The sequence below is a fragment of the Vibrio sp. THAF64 genome (genome assembly GCF_009363455.1).
Lineage (GTDB): Bacteria > Pseudomonadota > Gammaproteobacteria > Enterobacterales > Vibrionaceae > Vibrio > Vibrio coralliilyticus.
In genome coordinates this window covers 2,258,582-2,279,709 of sequence record NZ_CP045355.1, presented here as the reverse complement: position 1 = coordinate 2,279,709, position 21,128 = coordinate 2,258,582, and the positions used below count along the sequence as shown (strand labels likewise).

At 42.3% G+C, this 21,128-nt stretch carries 19 protein-coding genes; 4 read left to right on the top strand and 15 right to left on the bottom strand.

From position 1 onward, the window contains the following. Positions 1-52: 52 nt before the first annotated feature. Positions 53-1,507: a cardiolipin synthase gene (cls, locus tag FIU99_RS10410; protein WP_006962750.1), complete on the bottom strand. Its 1,455-nt coding sequence runs from the start codon at positions 1,505-1,507 to the stop codon at positions 53-55. A gap of 406 nt (positions 1,508-1,913) precedes the next feature. Here cls and FIU99_RS10405 point away from each other — a divergent pair, with 406 nt between their 5' ends. The 3 genes from FIU99_RS10405 to FIU99_RS10395 all read left to right on the top strand — a co-directional run bounded on the left by FIU99_RS10405 (position 1,914) and on the right by FIU99_RS10395 (position 5,106). After that, positions 1,914-3,344 (top strand): sodium-dependent transporter, encoded by a 1,431-nt coding sequence (locus FIU99_RS10405; RefSeq protein WP_029236244.1) that lies wholly within the window; start codon positions 1,914-1,916, stop codon positions 3,342-3,344. A 122-nt stretch (positions 3,345-3,466) separates the two neighbouring features. Further along, a complete protein-coding gene (locus tag FIU99_RS10400; protein WP_006962748.1) occupies positions 3,467-4,162 on the top strand; it encodes a TIGR01621 family pseudouridine synthase in 696 nt (231 codons plus the stop codon). Positions 4,163-4,173: 11 nt separating this feature from the next. Continuing rightward, positions 4,174-5,106 carry a class I SAM-dependent methyltransferase gene (locus tag FIU99_RS10395; protein ID WP_006962747.1) on the top strand — a complete coding sequence of 311 codons (933 nt, stop codon included), beginning with the start codon at positions 4,174-4,176 and terminating at the stop codon, positions 5,104-5,106. 272 nt (positions 5,107-5,378) lie between these two features. On the opposite strand, the gene FIU99_RS10390 is transcribed toward FIU99_RS10395, so the two are convergent. The 5 genes from FIU99_RS10390 to FIU99_RS10370 all read right to left on the bottom strand — a co-directional run bounded on the left by FIU99_RS10390 (position 5,379) and on the right by FIU99_RS10370 (position 10,119). Further along, on the bottom strand, positions 5,379-5,984 hold the full coding sequence (locus FIU99_RS10390) for a CDP-alcohol phosphatidyltransferase family protein (protein ID WP_006962745.1): 606 nt from the start codon (positions 5,982-5,984) through the stop codon (positions 5,379-5,381). After that, positions 5,977-6,624, bottom strand: a complete 648-nt coding sequence (locus FIU99_RS10385; protein ID WP_006962744.1) for an ATP-binding cassette domain-containing protein — start codon at positions 6,622-6,624, stop codon at positions 5,977-5,979. Before FIU99_RS10385 ends, FIU99_RS10390 begins: the two co-directional genes overlap by 8 nt. Continuing rightward, positions 6,590-8,299 (bottom strand): ABC transporter permease, encoded by a 1,710-nt coding sequence (locus FIU99_RS10380; protein ID WP_006962743.1) that lies wholly within the window; start codon positions 8,297-8,299, stop codon positions 6,590-6,592. The genes FIU99_RS10385 and FIU99_RS10380 overlap by 35 nt, the downstream gene beginning before the upstream one ends. A gap of 27 nt (positions 8,300-8,326) precedes the next feature. Beyond that, on the bottom strand, positions 8,327-9,469 hold the full coding sequence (locus FIU99_RS10375; RefSeq protein ID WP_006962742.1) for an ABC transporter substrate-binding protein: 1,143 nt from the start codon (positions 9,467-9,469) through the stop codon (positions 8,327-8,329). A 203-nt stretch (positions 9,470-9,672) separates the two neighbouring features. Beyond that, positions 9,673-10,119: an META domain-containing protein gene (locus FIU99_RS10370; protein ID WP_006962741.1), complete on the bottom strand. Its 447-nt coding sequence runs from the start codon at positions 10,117-10,119 to the stop codon at positions 9,673-9,675. A gap of 213 nt (positions 10,120-10,332) precedes the next feature. Here FIU99_RS10370 and FIU99_RS10365 point away from each other — a divergent pair, with 213 nt between their 5' ends. Beyond that, positions 10,333-10,581: a DUF1289 domain-containing protein gene (locus tag FIU99_RS10365; protein WP_006962740.1), complete on the top strand. Its 249-nt coding sequence runs from the start codon at positions 10,333-10,335 to the stop codon at positions 10,579-10,581. 72 nt (positions 10,582-10,653) lie between these two features. On the opposite strand, the gene FIU99_RS10360 is transcribed toward FIU99_RS10365, so the two are convergent. The 9 genes from FIU99_RS10360 to FIU99_RS10320 all read right to left on the bottom strand — a co-directional run bounded on the left by FIU99_RS10360 (position 10,654) and on the right by FIU99_RS10320 (position 20,421). After that, positions 10,654-10,875, bottom strand: a complete 222-nt coding sequence (locus tag FIU99_RS10360) for a hypothetical protein (RefSeq protein WP_006962739.1) — start codon at positions 10,873-10,875, stop codon at positions 10,654-10,656. A 339-nt stretch (positions 10,876-11,214) separates the two neighbouring features. Further along, positions 11,215-11,613: a GspS/AspS pilotin family protein gene (locus FIU99_RS10355; protein ID WP_029236242.1), complete on the bottom strand. Its 399-nt coding sequence runs from the start codon at positions 11,611-11,613 to the stop codon at positions 11,215-11,217. A gap of 1 nt (position 11,614) precedes the next feature. Then, positions 11,615-11,911, bottom strand: a complete 297-nt coding sequence (locus tag FIU99_RS10350; RefSeq protein ID WP_006962737.1) for a YciI family protein — start codon at positions 11,909-11,911, stop codon at positions 11,615-11,617. A gap of 113 nt (positions 11,912-12,024) precedes the next feature. Beyond that, entirely contained in the window at positions 12,025-12,423 is a 399-nt protein-coding gene (gene yciA / locus FIU99_RS10345) for an acyl-CoA thioester hydrolase YciA (RefSeq protein ID WP_006962736.1), read from the bottom strand. Between the two features lie 92 nt (positions 12,424-12,515). Then, positions 12,516-13,067, bottom strand: coding sequence for a septation protein A (locus FIU99_RS10340; protein ID WP_006962735.1), 552 nt, complete (start codon positions 13,065-13,067; stop codon positions 12,516-12,518). Positions 13,068-13,192: 125 nt separating this feature from the next. Further along, entirely contained in the window at positions 13,193-13,435 is a 243-nt protein-coding gene (locus FIU99_RS10335; protein ID WP_006962734.1) for a hypothetical protein, read from the bottom strand. A 291-nt stretch (positions 13,436-13,726) separates the two neighbouring features. Then, a complete protein-coding gene (locus tag FIU99_RS10330; RefSeq protein ID WP_006962733.1) occupies positions 13,727-16,240 on the bottom strand; it encodes a response regulator in 2,514 nt (837 codons plus the stop codon). Positions 16,241-16,721: 481 nt separating this feature from the next. Next, positions 16,722-19,247, bottom strand: a complete 2,526-nt coding sequence (locus FIU99_RS10325) for a hybrid sensor histidine kinase/response regulator (protein ID WP_006962732.1) — start codon at positions 19,245-19,247, stop codon at positions 16,722-16,724. After that, entirely contained in the window at positions 19,240-20,421 is a 1,182-nt protein-coding gene (locus FIU99_RS10320; protein WP_039952531.1) for an acyl-homoserine-lactone synthase, read from the bottom strand. The genes FIU99_RS10325 and FIU99_RS10320 overlap by 8 nt, the downstream gene beginning before the upstream one ends. Positions 20,422-21,128 lie beyond the last annotated feature (707 nt).

Genomic DNA, 21,128 nt, shown 5'->3' with positions numbered 1-21,128 from the left:
AAAACATGGCAACGCATTAATAGCAAGAGGGTCAGGAGTAAGAAATAACGGATTACAGAAGTGGGTTAAATAGGTAATAAGTACGCTCTAAGAAACGTGAATATAGAGAGCGCTTTTTCCATTCTTCTAACTTCACTTGATGGGAGGTTTCCATGTAGTTCTTCTGAAGCCAGTACATCTCTTTAGTGAAAGCTTCGTCGTCGATCGCCAATGTGAGCTCGAAATTGAGCCATAGGCTGCGCATGTCCATATTAACCGTTCCCACTAAACAGAACTGCTGATCGATAACAACAGATTTGGTGTGCAGCAGGCCACCATAGAACTCATAAATTTCTACGCCTGCTTCCATCAACTCAGCGTAAAACGCCCGCGAAGCCCATTGCACCATGAGCGAGTCGTTCTTGTGCGGGATAATAAGCTCAACCGTAATACCCCTTTGTGCCGTCATTTTCAGTGTTTCGAGTAAATCGGCACTAGGAACGAAATAAGGCGTGGTGATCCTCACCGACTGGTTGGCCTGATTAATGGCGAGTGTCAGTACCTGAGAAATGAGATGCTCTGGCATCCCCGGTCCAGAAGGCACAACTTGCACGGGATGTTGAGGTTCGTTTGGATCGAGCTGGCATTCTGGTAATTGAGGGAGTGAACGCGAGCCGGTTTCCACCTCCCAATCCCAGCAGTGAATAGCAGAAAGAACGTTAACCGTCGGACCTGTCACGCGGACCATCATATCGATCCATTGCCCAACACCTGATTCTTGCTTGAAGAAAGCCGGGTCAACGAGGTTCATTGAGCCTGTATAGCCAATTTTGTCGTCTATAACGATAATTTTCCGATGCTGGCGAAGATCGAGGCGACGCAGGAAAATACGCCAAGGGCTCACTTCTAAGGCTTGCACGACTTCCACGCCGGCGGCTTGCATCATCTTGAGCCACTGACTGCGGAAGAAGCGCGGGCTACCCGCTGAGTCGAGAAGTAATTTCACTTCTACGCCTCGTTTCGCAGCTCTTATTAGCGCTGAAGCTACGGCATCCGCGAGCCCACCTGGATGCCAGATGTAAAACACCATTCTTACGCTAGTTTGTGCATTCTCAATATCATCAATGATCGAATGGAGTATTTCGTTGGGCGAGCTTTGCAAAGACAGAGTATTACCACTTAAGGCAGGTAAACCTAGGCGATTGTTGCAGAGTTCATCGATACGATAGATATGACGGCCAAAGCTTGTGGTGTCGTGGGCGTGACATTCATTCAGGCTGGAAAACCATTTGGCAAAAGGCGCAAACATCTCTTTTGCGCGCTCGGCTCTCTTTCGCCCGAGATTCAACTCACCGAATAAAAAGTAGCAAGCGACCCCAACAATGGGAATGATATAGATGATCATCAGCCATGCGAGAGAAACACTAACTGCTCTCCGTTTCAGAACGACGCGTAAAGTCACCCCTGCTACGAGGATCCAGTAAAAGACAATGCCCGCCAATGTGAGGAAGTGATAGAACTTTTCCATTCAATTTCCTGCGTAAATCAATCGCTTGAGTAAGGTTGATGTTCAACCTAGATATTAAATCCAGTTGGAAGCGCCGACAACAAACATTTCGTTGCCAAATGTTCTTACAAGTAATGTGACACAAGTGGTTAGATAAATGTCAGGAATAGAATTATTATGTTATGACAATGTAAAATGTAGATAAAAGGGGAGGTTTTTGATTAAAAAAGCAGCGTTTAAGCATGCTATACCGTGCGGTGGTGGGAATTTACACTTTTTGGGGTTCCAATTTTAATCTCAAACTGGTTTACTTGCCACATTGTTAGGGTCACCTAGAATTCTAATAAGTGTAAATTTTTTTATACACTCAACTTTTCGACGCCTAACGTAGCAAACACAACTGATAAAATTTTTTAATGGAGTAACCGTGGCTACTAGTACAAGTGCACAGCCCCGTGATACGTGGGGGTCTAAATTAGGCTTCGTAATGGCCGCAGCAGGTTCTGCTGTAGGTTTGGGCAACATATGGAAGTTTCCATACACAGCAGGTGAGAGCGGTGGCGGTGCGTTCGTTGCTATCTACCTGATTTTTGTAATTTTCATCGGCTTTAGCGTTATGCTGACAGAATTCGCTATTGGCCGTAAGACAGGTCTATCTGCAGTAGGCGCGTTTAAGTCTACTGATCGTCGTTGGACATTTACCGGCGTTATCGGTGTTGTGAGTGGCTTGCTTATCATGGGTTTCTACCCAGTAGTAGGCGGTTGGGCACTGGCATACATCTTTAAAGTGGGTGGTGGTCTACTCAGCACGCCAGAAGCTATCGGCGATAGTTTTGGTGGCTTTATCTCTGACCCAGTACAGCCACTGATGTGGATGGGTATTTACCTGATGTTTAACATCGTTATCGTGATGAAAGGTATTTCTGGCGGTATCGAAAAAGCAGGTAAGATTCTGATGCCACTGCTATTCCTTATCCTGATCGTTGTATCAGTGAAAGGTCTGATGCTTCCAGGTGCGATGGCAGGTCTAGAGTTCCTGTTCATGCCGGACTTCTCCAAAGTGGATAGCAACGTAGTGCTAGCGGCGCTAGGTCAGGCGTTCTTCTCTCTAAGTCTTGGTATGGGTTGTATGATGACGTACGGTTCTTACCTGAAGAAGAAAGAGAACCTAGTTCAGACTACCGGTATGGTAACAGCTATGGATACGGGTGTTGCTATCCTAGCAGGTGTGGCAATGTTCCCAGCAATGTTCGCATTCGGTATGGAGCCGGCAGCAGGTCCTGGTCTGGTGTTTGTTGTTGTGCCTCAGCTATTTGCTGAAATGGGCGGCGTTATTGGTCTTCTGTTCGCACTACTGTTCTTCATTGGTCTAACAGTAGCGGCACTGACATCTTCGGTATCATTGCTTGAAGTTGTGGTTTCTTACCTAATCGATGAGAAAGGTATGAAGCGCCCAACAGCGGTAATCGCAGCAAGCTCAGTAATGGCAGCACTGTGTGTGTTTGCTTCTCTATCTCTGGGTGGCGTTGGTCCAACTCTGTTTGGTACTGGTGCATTTGATATCTTCGACCTACTGACTGATAAGATCTTCCTAGCAGTTGGCGGTATGTTGGTATGTATCTTTGCGGGCTGGCGTCTAAGCCGTGCAGACCTTGAGAAAGAAATCACTAACGACGGTGAAGTTTCTTTTCCACTGTTTGGCCTATGGTACAACCTAGTGAAATACGTAATCCCTGTTGCTATCGCAATCGTTGCTTTCATGGGCATCAAGTCCGGCTTCGATAGCGGCAAAGGTGAAATCATGCTACTGGGTATCGGAATCATTGCGTTTGCAGGTGTTCTTTCTAAGAAATTGTAACGCTGAATCCAGATAACAACGTAAACGGGGAGCCTACATGGCTCCCCGTTTTTATTTGCTTATCTACTTATGGAATTAGATCGCATAACAGGTATACTCATCCGTCCAAAGTGGAGTCCTCTATGTTTGATATCGTTTTTTCTCATTCAGACTTTGTCGTCATTAATAAACACCCCAATGTTTCAGTTCATAAAGATGATGGCGAAACCATGTTGCTACATGAAGTGGCATTAGTTACTGGTGATGAGCAACTCTATCTTGTGCATCGATTGGATAAAATGACTTCTGGGCTTCTTTTACTTGCGCGCAACGCTGCAGCTGCGAGTGAGTTGTCGACACAATTTGCTCAGCGCCGTGTGGAAAAGTTCTATTTGGCGATTGGTAGTAAGAAGCCGAAGAAGAAACAAGGGCTTGTCAGTGGTGATATGGAGCGCTCGCGTCGCTCGGCATGGAAACTGACCAGCTCTCATTCAAACCCTGCGATCACGCAATTTCTTTCAACTAGCGCAGAACCGGGTGAGCGTTTGTTTTTGTGCAAGCCCCATACAGGTAAAACTCATCAAATCAGGGTGGCACTAAAGTCGGTCGGCTCACCTATCGTCGGTGATGCGATTTATACCCCCGCCAGTAAATCAGACCGAGGTTACCTCCATGCATTTGCGCTTGAATTTGAGTTTTATGGAAAAGCATTCCAGTTTGTCTGTGACCCGAGAGAAAGTGCTCTGCTTGGAGAAAAATGGCAGCAGGAAAATGTCAGCCAAGGCATTAATGCTTGGTTAAAACCTTGGGAGCTTTCATGGCCGAAAATCAAAAAATAACAGGAACCAGTATGCAGGTTGAACAACTTCCTACATTCTTCGCTCACATTTCGGAGCAGTTATCGAGTACTTCCAACGAAGTCAGGCGTTTATTTCATGGTCGAGGCCGTGTTTACCAAGGTTTAGAGCAGATCACTTGTGACTGGGTCGAATGCCAATTGCTGATCAATATATTCAAGAGTGTTGACGATGAGTTTCTTGAACAGCTCAAACAGGGATTGCATGAGCTGTCTAAGACTGCGCTATGGCAGGAGAAAGGTGTCAAGTGTGTGGTTATCCAACATAGATACAGCGAAGGTGCGCCATCGGAAGTGCTTATCGGTGAACTGAACACTAAACCTGTTGTGGTTGAGTCAGGGCTGAAGTACCAACTCGATATTGGTCGCAACCAGAACTTTGGTTTGTTTCTCGATATGCGCCTAGGCCGAGAGTGGGTTCAGCAGCATGCTAAGCATAAAAATGTTCTCAATTTATTTGCTTATACCTGTGGATTTTCAGTTGCGGCTATCGATGGTGGGGCTAATCAAGTAGTTAACGTAGATATGGCAAGAGCGTCATTGTCGAAAGGGCGAGATAACCATAGGTTGAATGAGCACAACCTAAATCTAGTGAAGTTTCTGGCTTACGACATATTCAAGTCATGGGGAAAAATAAAAAGATCCGGACCATATGATCTAGTCGTCATCGATCCACCTTCATTTCAAAAAGGCAGCTTTGCGCTAACCAAAGACTACAAGAGAATTCTGCGTCGTTTGCCTGAGTTACTCACTGATAAGGGCGAAGTGCTTGCTTGTGTGAACTCTCCTCAGGTCAGTAGCGATTTCCTAATTGAAAGCATGAAGGAAGAAGCGCCAGAGCTTAGCTTTGTGCAACGGTTAGATAATCCGCCTGAATTTGCTGATGTTGATAGTGAAGCTGCGCTTAAAGTGATGCTGTTCCGCTAATTTTATTGAGATCTTTGTAAATCCGTCTTGACCTCAACTTAACTTGAGTTTCTATGCTGAAGTCAGAATCACTTCAGTTGGGAGAACGGACATGCAGAATGATTACATCAAGGAATTATCAAAGAAAACATTTCAAGAAGGGCCAGTACTAGAATATCAATCTATGCCGAAGCGTCAGTTTCATGTTCCGAGTTTCTTCTCCGGATTGCTGGTCGCAGTGATAATCAATTTTGTCTTTTAAAAAAGGTCGCATTGAGCGACCTTTTTTATGTCTATTTCAGAGTGTGGAAACCTGAATAGATGCGAGTAAAGGTCGTGAACCAGCAGGCTGTGCCAAACAGGTATGCAATGATGGCAAAGTGCTGCGGGAAAAGACAAAACGCAATGAAACACGCTATGGTTTCAGTGCCCTCAGTCAGCCCACTCATATAGTAAAGGGATTTGTTTTTATAAATAGGATTCTCAATTCCACGTTTCCCTGCCATGACGGCAAAAGCAAGAAAGCTGCAGCCAGTACCAATGAATGAGAAAATGAGAAAGGCGCCCGCAACTGCGTTTTGCTCTGGATTAGCAACCACAAAGCCAAATGGGATCAGAGAATAAAACAGGAAGTCGAGGCTGATATCGAGAAATCCACCTGCATCTGTGATGCCCTGACGCCGAGCTAACGCGCCATCCAAACCATCAAATACTCGGTTCATAACGATGAACACAAGTGCCAGCTCGTATTGCTCAAAGTACAGAGCAGGAAACGCCAGACACCCAAGAAGAAAACCGCTTACCGTCGTTTGGTTCGCGGTCACACCGAGTTTATCTAATCCGGCGGCTGTAATAGCCAAAGGGGAGCGAATGACTTTGATACTGAACCGATCAAGCATGATGAGTCTCCCACGGCCAACTTAATACCCGTCCATTCTCAGGAACATCATCCCTGTCATGCGTGACCATCAGAGTAGGAATGTTGGCTTCTGCCAGTTGAGCGATGACCCAGTCACGAAACTGTGTTCTAAGTTCTTTATCCAGTTTGCTAAATGGTTCATCTAACAGCGCCAGTTTAGGCTTAGCCAACAGCATCCTGAGCAAGCTGACACGAGCACGTTGGCCGCCGGAGATCTGGTCAGGAAATGAATCTGCGAGTTGTGATAGCTCAACCTTGTTCAATGCAACCATGGCTTGGTGGCGTCTTTCATCGCCTTTGATTGAGTTAGGAAGGGCAAAAGCGAGGTTCTGCCACACGTTTAGGTGTGGAAACAGCAAATCATCCTGAAACAGAATTCCAACTTGTCGCTGATGAGGTTCAAGTTCAGCCAAGTTAATGCCATTCAGTAGCACGCGCCCGGAATGGACAAACTCGCTACTCATATGTCCTGCAATCAAGCTTAACAAGGTTGATTTTCCGCATCCACTGGGGCCCATTAGACAAACAACTTCCTGCGCTGAAACGGATATATTCAAATCAGAAAAGAGGGCTTCACCGCTGGTTTTATGGATGGCGAGGCTTTCTAGAGACAGCGTCATGCTTAAGGGCATCCTTGTTCGTTTGTTTTTGATAATCAGGTTGTCGCAATGCGAATCTGCCAATAAGGATGGCAGAGACAAAGAAAACAAATGGCAAGATGGCTTGCCAAATCGCGTAGATGGCAGTAACGCGTCGATCGAAGCCACTTGAAAGAGCTACGGCTTCCGTGGTCACGGTTGCAATCCTGCCCCCACCGAGCATGAGAGTCGGTAGATATTGCGCCAAGCTCACACTGGCTCCGACAGCCCAAGCGTACAAGATGGCTGGTAGCAGCAACTTAACCTTAATATGAAAAAAGACAAAGAGGGGCGTTTTGCCAAGGCTTAATGCCGCTCGAGTATAGTTGTTGTCATAGCTTCGCCATGGGCCATCGAGTGCTAAGTACACAAATGGGAAAGCAAAGAATACATGTGACCAGATGACCCAGGTGTAATAGGCATCACCAGACAAGTAGAGCGTGGTTATCTGGATACCAAATAAGATAGAAAGCTGCGGGATAAGCATAGGTAAAGCAATGACATAACCTGGCAAGTGTAAGCGAAAACGGATACGACTTTCCTGAGCCACCACGCCCAATATCAAAGCAAAACAAGCGGTAACGGCGGCAATGATCAAACTTTGGTTAATCGTTGGTAATATATTGAGCCACTCATTGATCCAAAAGCGGTCGCTATATCGGGTAGGGATAAGGTCCGGAAAGCGCCATCGATGAGCGAAGCTCCAGATCAACATCAGTGGAAACATAATGCCGGCTAAAATGGCCGAAAAGGTAAATAGCGTTTTCCCGGGAAGGCTAAACCCTCTTCGACCTGAGTATTGCCACTGACCAAAATGGCCGACGAGAAGCTTTTCGACCAGTACGATTAAGACTAAAAGTAAACTTGCTAACACAAATAACATGACCGCGCCTGATGCCGCACGAGGTATCAGTGATAAGTCGGGGTCATTAAACCACTGCCATACTAAAACGGCCAAAGTAGGTGGATTGGTTGGACCCAAGATCAAACTCAAATCGACCACTGAAACGCCATAAGCCATCACGGCAAACAAAGCGAAGCGCATTCTTACCAACCAAAGAGGGAAGACCGCCTTCCACCACATTTGTGTGGGTGAATACCCTAAAGAAGTGCTGACTTGATACAGCTTGTCGATTTTAATCTGCTGCAAAACGGGAATGCTCATGAGCAGTAAAAATGGCACTTCTTTAAATGAAAGTGCCATGGCTAACCCCAGCGCATAAGGGTCATGCACTAACCAAGTTGCTTCATGTGTGTCTACGTCAATACCTAAGGTTTGAGCCAACATACGTGCAACCATACCTGTAGGAGCGAACAGAAAAGCAAATCCAATCGCGAAAGCGACGTGAGGCATTGCTAGCAAGGGTGAAAGTAGTGCTTCAACTTTTCGCCAATGGCGGTCTAACCAAAGGCTTTGAAGAATCGCAAAGCAGATTAAACAAGAAAGATAAGTACTGGTTATGGAGCTGAGTAAAGTGAGACCAATGGAGTGCTCAATCCCCGGCCATTCGAAAAACTGCTGATAGCTGCTGAGTGAGAAATCGAACAGGCCGACAGGAGGAACGTAGCCAAATGATGAAAGCAATACACCAACTAATCCGGGGATTGTTGGCGCAATGCAAAGCAAAATTAATACTATGTACGCAGCTCTTAACATCTGGCTCTCGTAACCTAATGATTGTTCTTAATTACCGTAGCGTTTTTGCCATTCTGTTTCCAGAGCAGCCTGCCAGCTTGGATGTGGTTCGGCAACGGATTTAAACAACGTTGTTTTCTTTGCACTTTCTGTCAGGTATTGATTTTGAAGTACGGATGGGTCGCCCCAGATAGACAAATCGCCTTTGCGTGATTGAGCTTCAGGGCTCAATAGGAAGTTAATCGCGACTAATGCACCTTCTGTCGCGTTCGCATTCCATGGAATCGCTAGGAAATGAATGTTCGACAAAGCGCCGCCATCCATTGCGTAAACAGTGGTAGTCTCAGCCAGATTACCGTTCGCTTGTGCTGAATAAACTGAGTTTGGATTAAATGTGATGGCTAAGTCCAATTGCCCATCGTCAAGCAATTGCACTGTTTCAGCAGAGCTTGCTGGGAATTGTTTGCCTTGGCGCCATGCGACTTTGTGAAATTCGTCTAGGTATTTCCACAAAGGCGCAGTGACGGCATTGAAATCCACCTGTTCAACGGGTTTGGCTAAAGACGGATCATTGGCGGTCAGTTCAATTAATACGGCTTTAAGAAAGCTGGTGCCATGGAATGCGGGTGGGCGAGGGTAGCTCAATTTGTTCGGAAATGCTTTAGCATAGCTGAGCATTTCAGCATACGATGCTGGAGGGTTGTTGAGCGTCATTTTATCGTGAATGAATACTAACTGGCCTACCCCCCAAGGTGCTTCTAATCCTTCGGTAGGCTCTGAGAAATCACTATCAACGGGTAAGGATTTATCGACTTGTTGCCAACTTGGTAAACGTTCGACGAAAGGACCGAAAAGCAATTGGTTGTTCTTCATTGATTTGAAGTTCTCACCATTGATCCAAACCATATCGACACTGCCGCCAGTGTTCTTTCCAGCCGCTTTCTCCGCAATCAAGCGTGTTGTGGTTTCGGCGATATCAGTGACTTTGACATGTTTTAGTGTCACGCCATATTGTGATTGCAACTGTTTATCTGCCCAGCGCAGATAGTTGTTGATTTCTTGACTGCCACCCCAAGCATGGAAGTATACGGTTTGTCCTTTTGCTTTCTCTGTTACTTGCTGCCAATTGTCTTGTGCTGTTACTCCAACAGACAGAAGTACAGTGGAGATGAGAGTGATCAGCCTTTTCATGGTTGTCCTTACCCTTTGAATGAATCTATAAGTTTTGTGATAGACCGTGCTATCCATGTTTTTCATTCATTATGACTGAAAAAATTTAATTTTTTTATGTATTTGAAGGAATTGTAGGCGGGTTGTATGAGATTTGTTCTCTTTTTCTACGGGCAACAAAAAAGCAGTCATAATTGACTGCTTTGGTTTCTAGTTGTGGGTGATTAGTTTTTCCAATCACTTAGCTTGAAAGTCAGAGTATGAAGGTCATTTTTTAGTACCATACCTTCATTGGTCAGGGACATGTCGCTCCATTCAGCGAGTGTTTTCGAGAATGACTGCTCTAAATCCATCGCGTCACCCATACACATCTTCATCGTCATGCCCATTTTCTCAATACGGAACTGATTATCTTTGAGCTCAGCCTGACCGAAGAAGTTGTTACAACCTGCGTTACCGTTAGCCATCATGTTCTCGCCCAATTCTAGGCGTGGTCGTTTTTGGTGACCTTCCGCTTTTACTTCTTTTCCATCAATACTAACCAGTTCCCAGTTATGATGCTGAAGATCTTTAACTGTTATTTGCTTCACATCGCCTCCATTGCTCGCGCAAGCCGTCATGACAAACGGTAGGGTGACAGCTGCAAGTAATGTTTTTGGACTAAACTTCATAGTAATGAACTCCGAAATATAGAAACGTTAATCGACACTTTGTCGACTTTAATGGCACAAAGTATAGGTTATAAAACACTGTTTTTGTCAGGTTAAGGTCATAGTTTGTTTACAGTCACATAATGAAAGTTATTGAATTTTATTTAATTATAGATGCAATAAAGTAGTGATGGGTGCTTAACGCGTAGCTGAGAAAACTATGAAGAGGCACAGATGGAGCAGCTAGAATTTTTTGTCGTCCCTAGCCCATGTGTAGGTGTATGCACAGTAGATGAAAAAGGCTACTGTAAGGGCTGTATGCGTAAGCGTGAAGAACGCTTTAATTGGCTGACTTTTACCCCTGCCGAGCAACTGCACATTATTAAACTTTGTCGGCAGCGTTATCGTCGAAAAATGCTAGGCTCTAGAATAGAGCAGCAAGCGGAGTCCGATCCGAAAAGCCCTCAGCAAGATCTCTTTTAACTGCTTTAAACATGCTCAATAAACAGGAAAGCGAGAAATGTTCCCTCTCGCTTATAGTCCTAACCTTACGGGTTACTTTAATCCCCACTTGTCACTTACCCACCCCCCGACATGATCGTCGAAGTGGTTGCCACTAAAGCGATAATTTTTTTCTTCATGCAGCTCAGACTCAGATTTGGAGTCTAATAGTTGTTGGATATAGTTGGCCATGGGATCACCGCAGCTCAGCCGCTCTTGCCGGGTGGCAACTTCTTTTATTAATTGCAGACGGTAGGAATTGCTTGCGCGCTTCATTGGGTGATCCTCCTTGGTTATGACACTAATATGAAAAGTTAGAAGGCGATTGGATAAGCGTCAATGCAAGATCACAGTTTTAAAGATTATATATCTTTTATTTGTTGGATAAATGGCCGGCTTTAGGTGAATTATTTTAATAATCGATAGGCACTTAGCGGTTTTTATCCATCTTATGATTCAATATCGGTGTCATAAAAACTTCATTTATTCGTGCTATGCCCATTATGCAACTAGAGTGTTATCAAGTTGATGGGCTAGATTACGTGAGCAGATGTTTCAATGACTTAGACCCCGCATTGCGAGGTCTAAGGAGTCGTTACCCTGCTGAAGGGAAGGTTACGGTTTAGCTTGGCAGGTTTGTTGAGTCACTATTTCGTCAACCATTAATTGACCGCGGCTGTTACGCATCTTCAATCGATAGCTCAACCCGACATCCAAATTGTTTTTGGTATCGGGATTCGTACAGTAACTGTTGATGCTGTGGCGAAGCACTTGCTGGATGGGTTTAGCACCTCTAGCATCTTGATTGTATACCATCATAATTTCTATCATGGTGCCTTTCGCAGTGGCTCTCATAATAGAAAGCGGGCCAGCTTCCATTGGCAGTTCTGAGGCCAGCAGACTGGCTCGGTTGCTTGCGAGCAGCTCCAGTTCTCTTTGCTTGTCTCCTTCCGGTGACGCACATCCTGCCAAAAGAACGGCAGAAAGCACACCTAACGCAATCTTCATTCTCATCTTAAAATACTTTCTTGAAAGGTTTGACGATCACTTTCTCGTAGACACCTGCTTCGATATACGGATCCGCATCAGCCCAGTTTTGAGCTTGTTCAAGAGAATCAAACTCAGCAATAACGGTAGAGCCTGTAAAACCCGCTTCGCCAGGATTGTCCGAATCAATAGCTGGCATTGGGCCTGCGGTAAGCAGTCGGCCTTCGTTTTGAAGTGTTTGAAGGCGCTCTAGATGAGCAGGGCGCGCACTTAAACGTTTTTCCAGTGAGTTTTCAACGTCTTGAGAGAAAATTACATACCACATGTATTGATGTCCTTATAATGAATAAGCGACAGCGCAGCCGCTTATTGTGTGATTAGCCTAACTCTACAGAATGTAACAGCTTTTTAAAGACTTTCTGACAGCAAAGTGTGAGATTAGTTTTGTTTGATTGGACGAGGTTTCCCCTCAGTGTCGATGGCCACATAGTTGAACGTCGCATCACACACCATGAAGCGATCTTCTATCCCGTGCTCTTTGACAGGTTTTACCCAGACTTCAAGATCAATACTCATCGATGTGCGGCCAATCTTGGTACATTCACCGTAGCAGCAGACAACATCGCCAACCTTAACTGGCTTTTTGAACGTAATACTTGAAACAGACACAGTGACAATCCGTCCACCCGATATTTCTTTTGCCAGAATGCCACCTGCTAAATCGAGCTGTGACATGATCCAGCCACCAAATATATCACCATTTGCATTGGTGTCTGCAGGCATGGCAAGGGTGCGTAAAAGCATTTGTCCACGAGGGGAAGTGATTTCATTACTCATTTTGACATCCATAAAACTAAACAGCGGCCAATCCGGCCGCTGTAATACCCCAATGGGGAAAAATTAGTGTGGATTATATCAAAAACGCTTGGTTAGTCACCAGGGTCGGCTTCGGGCTTGTCTTTTGGCAGATGTTTGTAGATGTAGATACCGGTCAGCAAGGTAAAACCAAATGTTGCTGCAAGTAGACCAAAGACTTTGAAATTGACCCACACATCAAGTGGTAGCTCAAACGCAACATACACATTGAGTCCTGCACAGATAGAAAAGAATACAACCCACGCCCAAGTTACCTTTGCCCATACTGTATCGGGTAGACTAATCTCTTTGCCAAGCATGCCTTTTATGGCGGATTTGCCAATGGCGTGGCTGACGGCAAGGCCGATTGCGAAGACCATATATACGATGGTAACTTTCCACTTAATGAAATTGTCATCGTGTAGGAATATGGTTAGGCCACCAAAAAAAGCCACCATCAAAAAGGTGACAAGCTGCATTTTTTCAACTTTTTTGTATAGGGCGTAGGTAACGATTATTTGAATTGCTGTCGCTACGATGAGAGCGCCTGTAGCCACGTAAATGTCGTGCATTTTATACAGGACAAAAAAGATAATGAGTGGAATAAAATCAATCAGTTGTTTCATTGTAAAGCTTGTAGATTGCGAAGTTGCCTTCAGTGTAACCAAATCTGAACAATTCACAAAGGCTTAAGCAGTACTCGCTTTAACAGTTCAAGGCCAGCAATATATTGCTGGCCTTGAACTGTAGGCTAAGAGTGCATTTCGAGGCGTCGAATCAAGGGTTTGATGTCTTCTAAGTAGCCTTCGTTTTTCAGGTTGGTGACGGCAACTTCGAGTTCTTCATTAGTCATGGCAAAACAGCTGGATTTGCCGGTCATGTAATTGAGATAATCATGGTACTCGTGTTCGGTAAAATGACCTATGCGATCGACTAACAAGCTTTTAATGCCATGATGGATAAGGCGATAATAAGTATGACGATGAATTTCCATAAGCTGCCTCTCTTATCTATGCCAGCCTGACAACATTCTCAGGCTGAGAAAGTAGCGAAGACAAAACATCGCCACTTTTTTATTCATAGTTCTCTAGAAGCATAATGAATGCCACAACCAACTTGAATTAGGTTGTAGCCAACTTTCATCATGTATATTAAACAGTTAGTGAATCAAATCTCGGTGTCAAATTTCAAACACAAGTATAACGTCATAAAGAAAGATAACCGTTTTATTTATTCACGACTGAGCGATACGCAAACTGCGAGTCGTTTTGAAACTACGGAAATGTTATTGCATTGTAGTAGGCAAAGCCGATATCAGTATCTGATTGAGCGCTTGCTTTGACGTCGGTTTGGATAAACGCCCGTCCATAAGTTCGCTGATTCTTTTCAGTTCTTTTTCTCCCGATTCACCTGATAGAGCAATGATTGGGAGAGATGGGTGTGAACGCTTGATTAGAGTAGCGGCTTCAAATCCATCCATTACCGGCATTTGTATATCCATAAAGACGAGATCAATTGGGTTATTCTGAACCATCTCAACTGCGATTTTTCCGTTATTTGCCAGTAGGACGTTGTAACCCAGCTGCTCAAGGTAAAGCTTAGCGAGTGAAAGCTGAACTCGTTTGTCGTCTACGACAAGGATTAGAGGTTTATCTGGGTTAGTTGTTGGTGTTAATTCTGAAGTAGGGGGGAGTGTTGGCAAAGTACCTACATTGCCTGAGGTCACAACCGATTCATTGATTTGACACTCTTCCACTTTATCTGAAGTAACAGGAAAATTCAGATAGAACGTTGTATATTCACCAATTTTCGAGTCGCATCGAATAGAGCCGCCAAAGGCTTTCATTACTCTCTTACAGTATCCCAACCCTAGACCACTGCCGCCACTCTTATTGTGGCTGAAAAAATCGTCGAATATACGTGCTAGATAGGTTTGAGGAATTCCTGGACCTGTATCTGTAAACATTACAGTGTTTCTATTTTGCCCTTTTTCAGTGCGAATAGTGATAATGCTCTCTGGGTAAGATTCAAAATAATAAACAGCGTTGCGTAGTAGGTTAAACATGACAAAGTTGAACAGAGTGTTGTTAATCTCTACGATGAAATCGTCTCTTGTCTCGAGCATTACCCTGCTTCTTAGCGAATCATCGTCAAACCCGTATTGATTAACCGCTGAGGTCACAGCTGAAGTAATGGAACAAGCAGTCGCTGGTTCTTGATCGAGAGATGTGTTGTCAATTTCCCTTAAAATAATATCGATGAGTTGTTTGCCTCTAGCTATCGCTTGTTTACCACTACCAACATGGGACGCGAGATCTTGATAGGATTGCCTTCCATCTATTTTTTGCGCGAGATTTTCGAACTCCAACTGAACTTGGGTTAGAGGGTTACGCATTTCATGAGCTATAGAGTTCGCTAATGCCTGTGATTGGCGTACTTTTTGTTCGTACGTGATATGAAGTTGAACTTTTTGAAGCACATGCTCCAGCGCTGATAGTTCTTCATAGGAAAAATAAGCTCCTTCGGATTTCGAGCTCGAAACGAGAACATGGGACAGATCTTTATTATTATCGTAAATTGGTAAGACAAGAGCTGATTGAGTCTCTTTCATATTACGATGTACGAGATTGAGTGTAGTATCGCTGGTCTGTGCAATTCTTTCCTCAACTTCATCTATCACCAACGGAGTGCTTTGTTTCTCGAAGTAATGCTGATAGACGTTCGCACCTTGATAGTTGTCTAAGAGACGGAGTTTCCCTTTAGGAACTCCGAGATATTTAGCGAGTTTTACCATGGCTTGGGTTGGTGATTTGTGAAAGTCCTCTTCGAGGAGAGCTATTTTGGCTACTGGAGATAGTGATTCACCATAGAACAATTTACAGCTTGTTAGTTGAATCGTTTTATAAACCTTTGGCCAAGATACTCCGATTATTAGAGCAACTAATGCAAGTTCCGAGATACTTGTGTTTTCAAATGAATAGAATGAGGAGATAAAGCCCGCATAGGCAAATGCGGTTATCGTAAAACTTGTCATAATGTAGCTAATGTATCTAGGGCTATAAAATCTAGAGGTTAGTATTGCGTAGCCCATGAACAGAACTTCTCGGACAGATAATGTTGGAGGTAGCCAAGTTAGTGAGAAATCGTCAAAGAACAAAGTGAATCCGAGCTGTATAATCACGGTTGAAAGCATGAATATTGTCATTCCCCAAATCATGTAAATTACACGAGTTCTTCGAATTAGATTGGGATTGTTCTTTAAAGATATTAGGTTCACTAGCGTGAGTGTGACTAAAATAGCAAGCCCCAAAAAAAATGGTTTAGTGTATGGGCCGAAATCTAGCTCAAAGTCGCTTGGGCCTATAATACTTATTCCACGCACAGTTAATCCGGGTATCAGATTGCATGATACGGCGAATATTATTGTGATTACAACAACAGCACTTTGCCAATGTCCAATAGATTTTTGAGCGTAAAAGTTATGTAGTTTTGCCGAAAATAAATACGCAGAAACAAATGCAACGAGGGTGGCTAAGTTAGCGATGATTGCCACGTTTACTGCAGCACTATTACCAAATGCTTTAAGAAGATCTGTATGAAAATAACTGTTACTGATAATCCATACAAATAACCCCGCCATGTAAAGAATGTAATAGTAATAAAGCCGCATACCATCTTTTCCATAGCGTTTGATTATCGCTGAGCAAAAGTATACAGCCCATATCAATAAAGACAGCGCTGCACCAATCAGTACCATAGCTTTAGGGTATGAAACCTGGTCTAACATATAGCTGAACATAATGTTCCGATTTCACCAATTTCTGACGTCGTTTTATTAAATTAAATATCGTATTTTATAATCACCCTAGCTCGCTATTTATAGTGTTCCATTCAAACCTTTTATTTATTAAGCCATATATAGTTCGATGAATTATGTCTGGTCGCGATATCTTTTTGGGTATTATGTGTTATAAATTTATAATTATCTTCTTTTCTAAAGTCGTTTATTGATTGAATTGATATTTACATAAGCTGTTACTTTGGGTTTGAAAATTGAAGCAATATTGTTTACCCGATAAAAATATTTTTGCAACCTGTTTTTATTCGTGTTCAGATCTAGTCCCATTTTTAATCGAAAAGTATTTACTAATTTTATTCCTTGTTGTTTTAGATTGATTCAATACTGCATCATAACTTTAAATTTGATTAATGAGCCGATTTAAACTTAGAGCGGTAAAAAACTAGCTCTTGCTACCGCTCTCGCTTAATGGGCGTCTTTCTTAATGCGTAGTTACAGGTAAAGAAGAAGTAAGCATTTGGTTTAAAGCCTGCTTAGTGGTAGGTTTAGAGAGTCGTCCATCCATCAATTCACTTATCAGATTAAGTTCACGCTCTCCTGATTCACCAGACAGAGCAATTATTGGTATGGTTGGATAGGAACGTTTTATTATGCTTGCTGCTTCAAAACCATTCATAACAGGCATCTGTATATCCATAAAAACAAGGTCAATTGGGTTACTATGGATTATTTCTATTGCCACTTTTCCATTGTTTGCCAAAACAACATCATAACCTAGTTGCTCTAGATATAGCTTAACAAGCGAGCGTTGAATCTCTTTATCATCAACAACTAGGATTAAGTGATTATCAGATTTATCAATACTGTGAGTTAAGCTACTTATAAAACTATTTTTATCCTCTACCAGTTCTTCGTGTAAATAAGGAGAACAGCCTTGAACGGACTTTACTGGTGGCGCAATCGATATTGATGGGAACGATAGATGGAACTCGGTATAATAGCCTAGCTGAGAGTAGCAGCGTATCGAACCTCCAAACGCTCTCATAACACGCTGGCAATATCCTAATCCTAGCCCACTACCACCACTCTTGTTGTGGCTAAAGAAGTCATCAAATATACGTTTGGTTAAATGTTCTGGAATGCCGGGGCCTGTATCTCTGACAATAACATAATTTTCATATTTACCCGCAATGGTTCGTACTTCAATAGTACTGTCTGGGTAAGAGTCAAAATAGTAAATGGCATTACGCATTAAGTTAAACAAAACGAAGTTAAACAAGGTGTCATTTATTTTCACTACAAAATCTTGGTCGATATTGAGAATAACGCGTTTCTTAATCTTATCATCTTCAAAGCCATATCGCTCTACTGCTGTACGTATAACAGGTTGTATTGAAGTCGATATCGCAGGCTCCTGTTCCAAAGAAGAATCACTTACTTCTCTTAATATAATATCTATAAGTTGTTTTCCCCGCTCAATCGCATTTTTACCATCCAATACATGCCTATTAAGTTCATCACGCGAGGTACCATTACCTAATTTGAGTGCAAGGCTTTCAAACTGAAACTGAACTTGAGCGAGTGGATTTCTCATTTCGTGAGCAATGGAATTTGCTAATGCTTGAGATTGTCTTACCTTTCTGTCGGCATTGATGTATCCCTGTACTTTTTTTAGTACAGACTGTAAGGCTTGGATCTCTTCACTGAAGAATAAGCGGCCATCACTTTTCTTACGTGCAACTAACAGATGCGACATATTGTTTGTATGATCGTATATAGGAAGAACCATAGCAACATTGTCTGCACTCATTTTCTTATATAGTTTTGATAGAGAATGAGCGACGTTTTTACTAGGAACAGGCAAAGATTCTTCAATTTCTTCATAGATTAGAACACTTCCAGCTCCTTTCAAGTGAGACGTATAAAGTGTTTCATCTTGAATGTTTGACAATAGCTGTAAGGAAGTTTCATTTACCCCCAAAATTGCTGCCACTTTTCTCAACGCTTGATTGGTCGAAACCTGAAATTCATTTTCTAATTGATAGAGCTTATCTTGTGGTGAATATGCATCATTAAACACAATTCTGCTCGCTAATCGGCTACACGAACCTATTAGTGGTTTCCAACTGATTCCCGTAATAGTTATAAACAGTAACCCAACTAAAACTATGTTCTCTGTTTCAAGTACACGAATAACAAATAGTGTAGGGAACAAGAGCACAGTAACAGCTAGGGTAATTGCTGATAGTCGATGTATTATATGTCGGCTACTATAGAAGCGAGATGTAATCAGTGCATACCCCATTAATAACATTTCCGTGATGGAAAGTGCTGGCGGTAGCCATGCTAAAGAAAAGTCCTCAAATAACATTGGAACGACAACATGAATCGCAAGCGTGGATAGCATGAAAACACCTATACCGAATAGCATGTATAGCGATTTGAGCTGCTGGAGTGGCTTTGCGTTACGTGCGTATCGAATTACGTTTTTAAACGACAGCAATATTAATACCATAACGGTCAGGAAGAAATAGTTGGTTCCCTCACCAAAATGAATGTTAAACATTCCCACATTATCAATCGTAATACCACGTATCATGGAATGATTACCGATATTAGCTAAGAGTACGATTGCAGAAACAGTACATAAAAAGGCTATTTCTCTCCAAGAACCTTCGCCTTCTTTCTTCGCGAGCATTAAACACACTAGGTATGCATTAGCAAATGCAAGATAAGATGTGACATTTGCAAACAAAGCCATCCCTATAGCAACGTTACTCCCCCAGCTAACTAAATACGGAGAGTAGAAAAAAGCGTTGCTTAAAGTCCAACCTAGAATTGATAGGGAATAGCATAAATAAGGTAATTTTATCTTTCTTAGCTGGACGCTGTTACTGCGATTAGCGGTTTTTGCAAAGTAAATACTCCAAGTAAGAACAATTGAAGCAACAACAAAAAGCAGCAGAAATGCTGGGTGGATCTGGATATTTGTAAGCAAATCAGGCATCGCTTTTTTCCAAAGTCATGATTTTTTGCCTAGCCATAGACTTATATCGCTTAAAGTTGATATATGAATATTGACGGTTAAATTCTTTTACAAGCCACATGCCTCTATAGGTTGGACACTCGCCTTGATTAATGCCGAAGCTACCGCAGTGAACGTATGCGTTACCTTCTAGCTGGGCGTAAAAGTTTAACAGCCACGGGTTATTAATAATTGTATAAGCACAACCATAGTCAGATTGGGCCAATTGCTTTGCCATTTGTTTCTGAGCCAAATAGAGAAGATAGAGTTGCTGAATTTGATTACCGCATACAGTTAACCTAAGTATCTCACATCGCTTGTATGAAGAGTTAGCTTTTGCCATACAATCTGAATCAAACTGCTCTAGAGTTGGTAGATTGTTAGAAAGCCCGTTAAAAACTCCCGTTTTGTTCAAGCTATCAATTGCTTCTTTCGAGATAAGCAGTGACCATCTTTCATGCTGAAAAAAGGGACTAAAGCTAAGCCACCGATGTTTGTGCTGCCAGTCTGTGATCATGGCTGATGAACATAGGCAAGGATACTTGTTTTCACCTGACTTATGAAACATAACGAAATGTTGACCAGATGAAGAATGTTCCATAAGAAAAAGGAGCTCGTACCACTTTTGCTTGATGACAAATAATTCGATATTTGAGAGCAAGATGGCATCACTTAATCGATAGAGGCCGTCATCAAATGGGACAGAAACGATTTGTGGATCTTCTGATATTTCTTCGATCAGGTCACTGTAATACTCAATGTCACTATAACTTAACTTAGGAGTATCTGTGAGAGCACTCAATTGTTTAGATCTCAATTTATGGCGTTCTACTTGTGCCCATAGCAACGGTAAAGATTCAAAGTGTTTTAATGCAACTTGTTCTAAAAAAAACTTTAGCTCCTCAGTCAGATCTCCAGTAACTGGTTTTTTCCTTGTAAAGAAAGCGTATTCATCAGTTCCTAATAGTGTATTTAGATCTTTAAGTTTCAAGTCCGAACGTACTTGTAGTACTTGGAACTTTCTTTTGCTAATGAGTGCCCCAAGTATTTCTGCATGTTGTGGTGTATCTGCAATTTTGTGTAAAAGCTCTTTAGATTGAGCTCTAGATAGCATGTCTTCCTGTAAAAAAGAAGACAGCATTTCTATAATATTCATGTTCTGATTGCCAACAATAGTTTAGATTATTTATTTATTTATTTTTTTGTCAATATTTAAATACTAACTTCCATATTCTAAACATTTATTGACTTGGAGAATAAATGCGCAGTTCACGTTATTAATATAAATGTTTGTCAATTGATTGTGTCTTGCTCGGTGTGTACAAGTAATGGTGCATTGGACTGTAAAAAACCTATTAGATGCTGGTGTGAATATTTCTTTTGTGAACGTTTTTAATGACTTTACATTCAGCTAGTTAGAGAAAACTAAAAACGAAAGTGTTGTTTTATTATTCTTCTATTCTTTACAGTGAGCATATAAAGTTATGCTGCAGTGTTATTTGATAAGAATCCATATGCACAAAAGCATATCTAACAGACTGAATTCGCTATCATGTTAAGCGTAAGAAAATTTTTTGCCAATAAATTCAGGCTCTAATACTGATGGTTCTGATTTTTATGAGTTAATTATCTGAAAAATAAAGATTTTTTGAACTAACAGCTTAGTCGGCATGTTTGTTTTAGGTCATATATCTATTTGTTTTTAATGATTAATTTGCCTTCAATTAATAAAAAAGTTGGCGAAAATCAGAAGGTTGGCATACACTTTCCCAAGTAAAGCCGATATGTTGTTGATTGGCTGGGCAAAATGCTTTGGCGCTGCCAACTCGGCAGCATTGTTTAACACAGCTTTGAGGAAAGTTT

What these genes read in the sequence shown, in the direction of transcription:
- cls (WP_006962750.1), bottom strand. Translation starts at nt 1,507, where the DNA reads ATGGAAAAGTTCTATCACTTCCTCACATTGGCGGGCATTGTCTTTTAC.
- FIU99_RS10400 (WP_006962748.1), top strand. Translation starts at nt 3,467, where the DNA reads ATGTTTGATATCGTTTTTTCTCATTCAGACTTTGTCGTCATTAATAAA.
- FIU99_RS10395 (WP_006962747.1), top strand. Translation starts at nt 4,174, where the DNA reads ATGCAGGTTGAACAACTTCCTACATTCTTCGCTCACATTTCGGAGCAG.
- FIU99_RS10390 (WP_006962745.1), bottom strand. Translation starts at nt 5,984, where the DNA reads ATGCTTGATCGGTTCAGTATCAAAGTCATTCGCTCCCCTTTGGCTATT.
- FIU99_RS10385 (WP_006962744.1), bottom strand. Translation starts at nt 6,624, where the DNA reads ATGACGCTGTCTCTAGAAAGCCTCGCCATCCATAAAACCAGCGGTGAA.
- FIU99_RS10380 (WP_006962743.1), bottom strand. Translation starts at nt 8,299, where the DNA reads ATGTTAAGAGCTGCGTACATAGTATTAATTTTGCTTTGCATTGCGCCA.
- FIU99_RS10375 (WP_006962742.1), bottom strand. Translation starts at nt 9,469, where the DNA reads ATGAAAAGGCTGATCACTCTCATCTCCACTGTACTTCTGTCTGTTGGA.
- FIU99_RS10370 (WP_006962741.1), bottom strand. Translation starts at nt 10,119, where the DNA reads ATGAAGTTTAGTCCAAAAACATTACTTGCAGCTGTCACCCTACCGTTT.
- FIU99_RS10365 (WP_006962740.1), top strand. Translation starts at nt 10,333, where the DNA reads ATGGAGCAGCTAGAATTTTTTGTCGTCCCTAGCCCATGTGTAGGTGTA.
- FIU99_RS10360 (WP_006962739.1), bottom strand. Translation starts at nt 10,875, where the DNA reads ATGAAGCGCGCAAGCAATTCCTACCGTCTGCAATTAATAAAAGAAGTT.
- FIU99_RS10355 (WP_029236242.1), bottom strand. Translation starts at nt 11,613, where the DNA reads ATGAGAATGAAGATTGCGTTAGGTGTGCTTTCTGCCGTTCTTTTGGCA.
- FIU99_RS10350 (WP_006962737.1), bottom strand. Translation starts at nt 11,911, where the DNA reads ATGTGGTATGTAATTTTCTCTCAAGACGTTGAAAACTCACTGGAAAAA.
- yciA (WP_006962736.1), bottom strand. Translation starts at nt 12,423, where the DNA reads ATGAGTAATGAAATCACTTCCCCTCGTGGACAAATGCTTTTACGCACC.
- FIU99_RS10340 (WP_006962735.1), bottom strand. Translation starts at nt 13,067, where the DNA reads ATGAAACAACTGATTGATTTTATTCCACTCATTATCTTTTTTGTCCTG.
- FIU99_RS10335 (WP_006962734.1), bottom strand. Translation starts at nt 13,435, where the DNA reads ATGGAAATTCATCGTCATACTTATTATCGCCTTATCCATCATGGCATT.
- FIU99_RS10330 (WP_006962733.1), bottom strand. Translation starts at nt 16,240, where the DNA reads ATGTTCAGCTATATGTTAGACCAGGTTTCATACCCTAAAGCTATGGTA.
- FIU99_RS10325 (WP_006962732.1), bottom strand. Translation starts at nt 19,247, where the DNA reads ATGCCTGATTTGCTTACAAATATCCAGATCCACCCAGCATTTCTGCTG.
- FIU99_RS10320 (WP_039952531.1), bottom strand. Translation starts at nt 20,421, where the DNA reads ATGAATATTATAGAAATGCTGTCTTCTTTTTTACAGGAAGACATGCTA.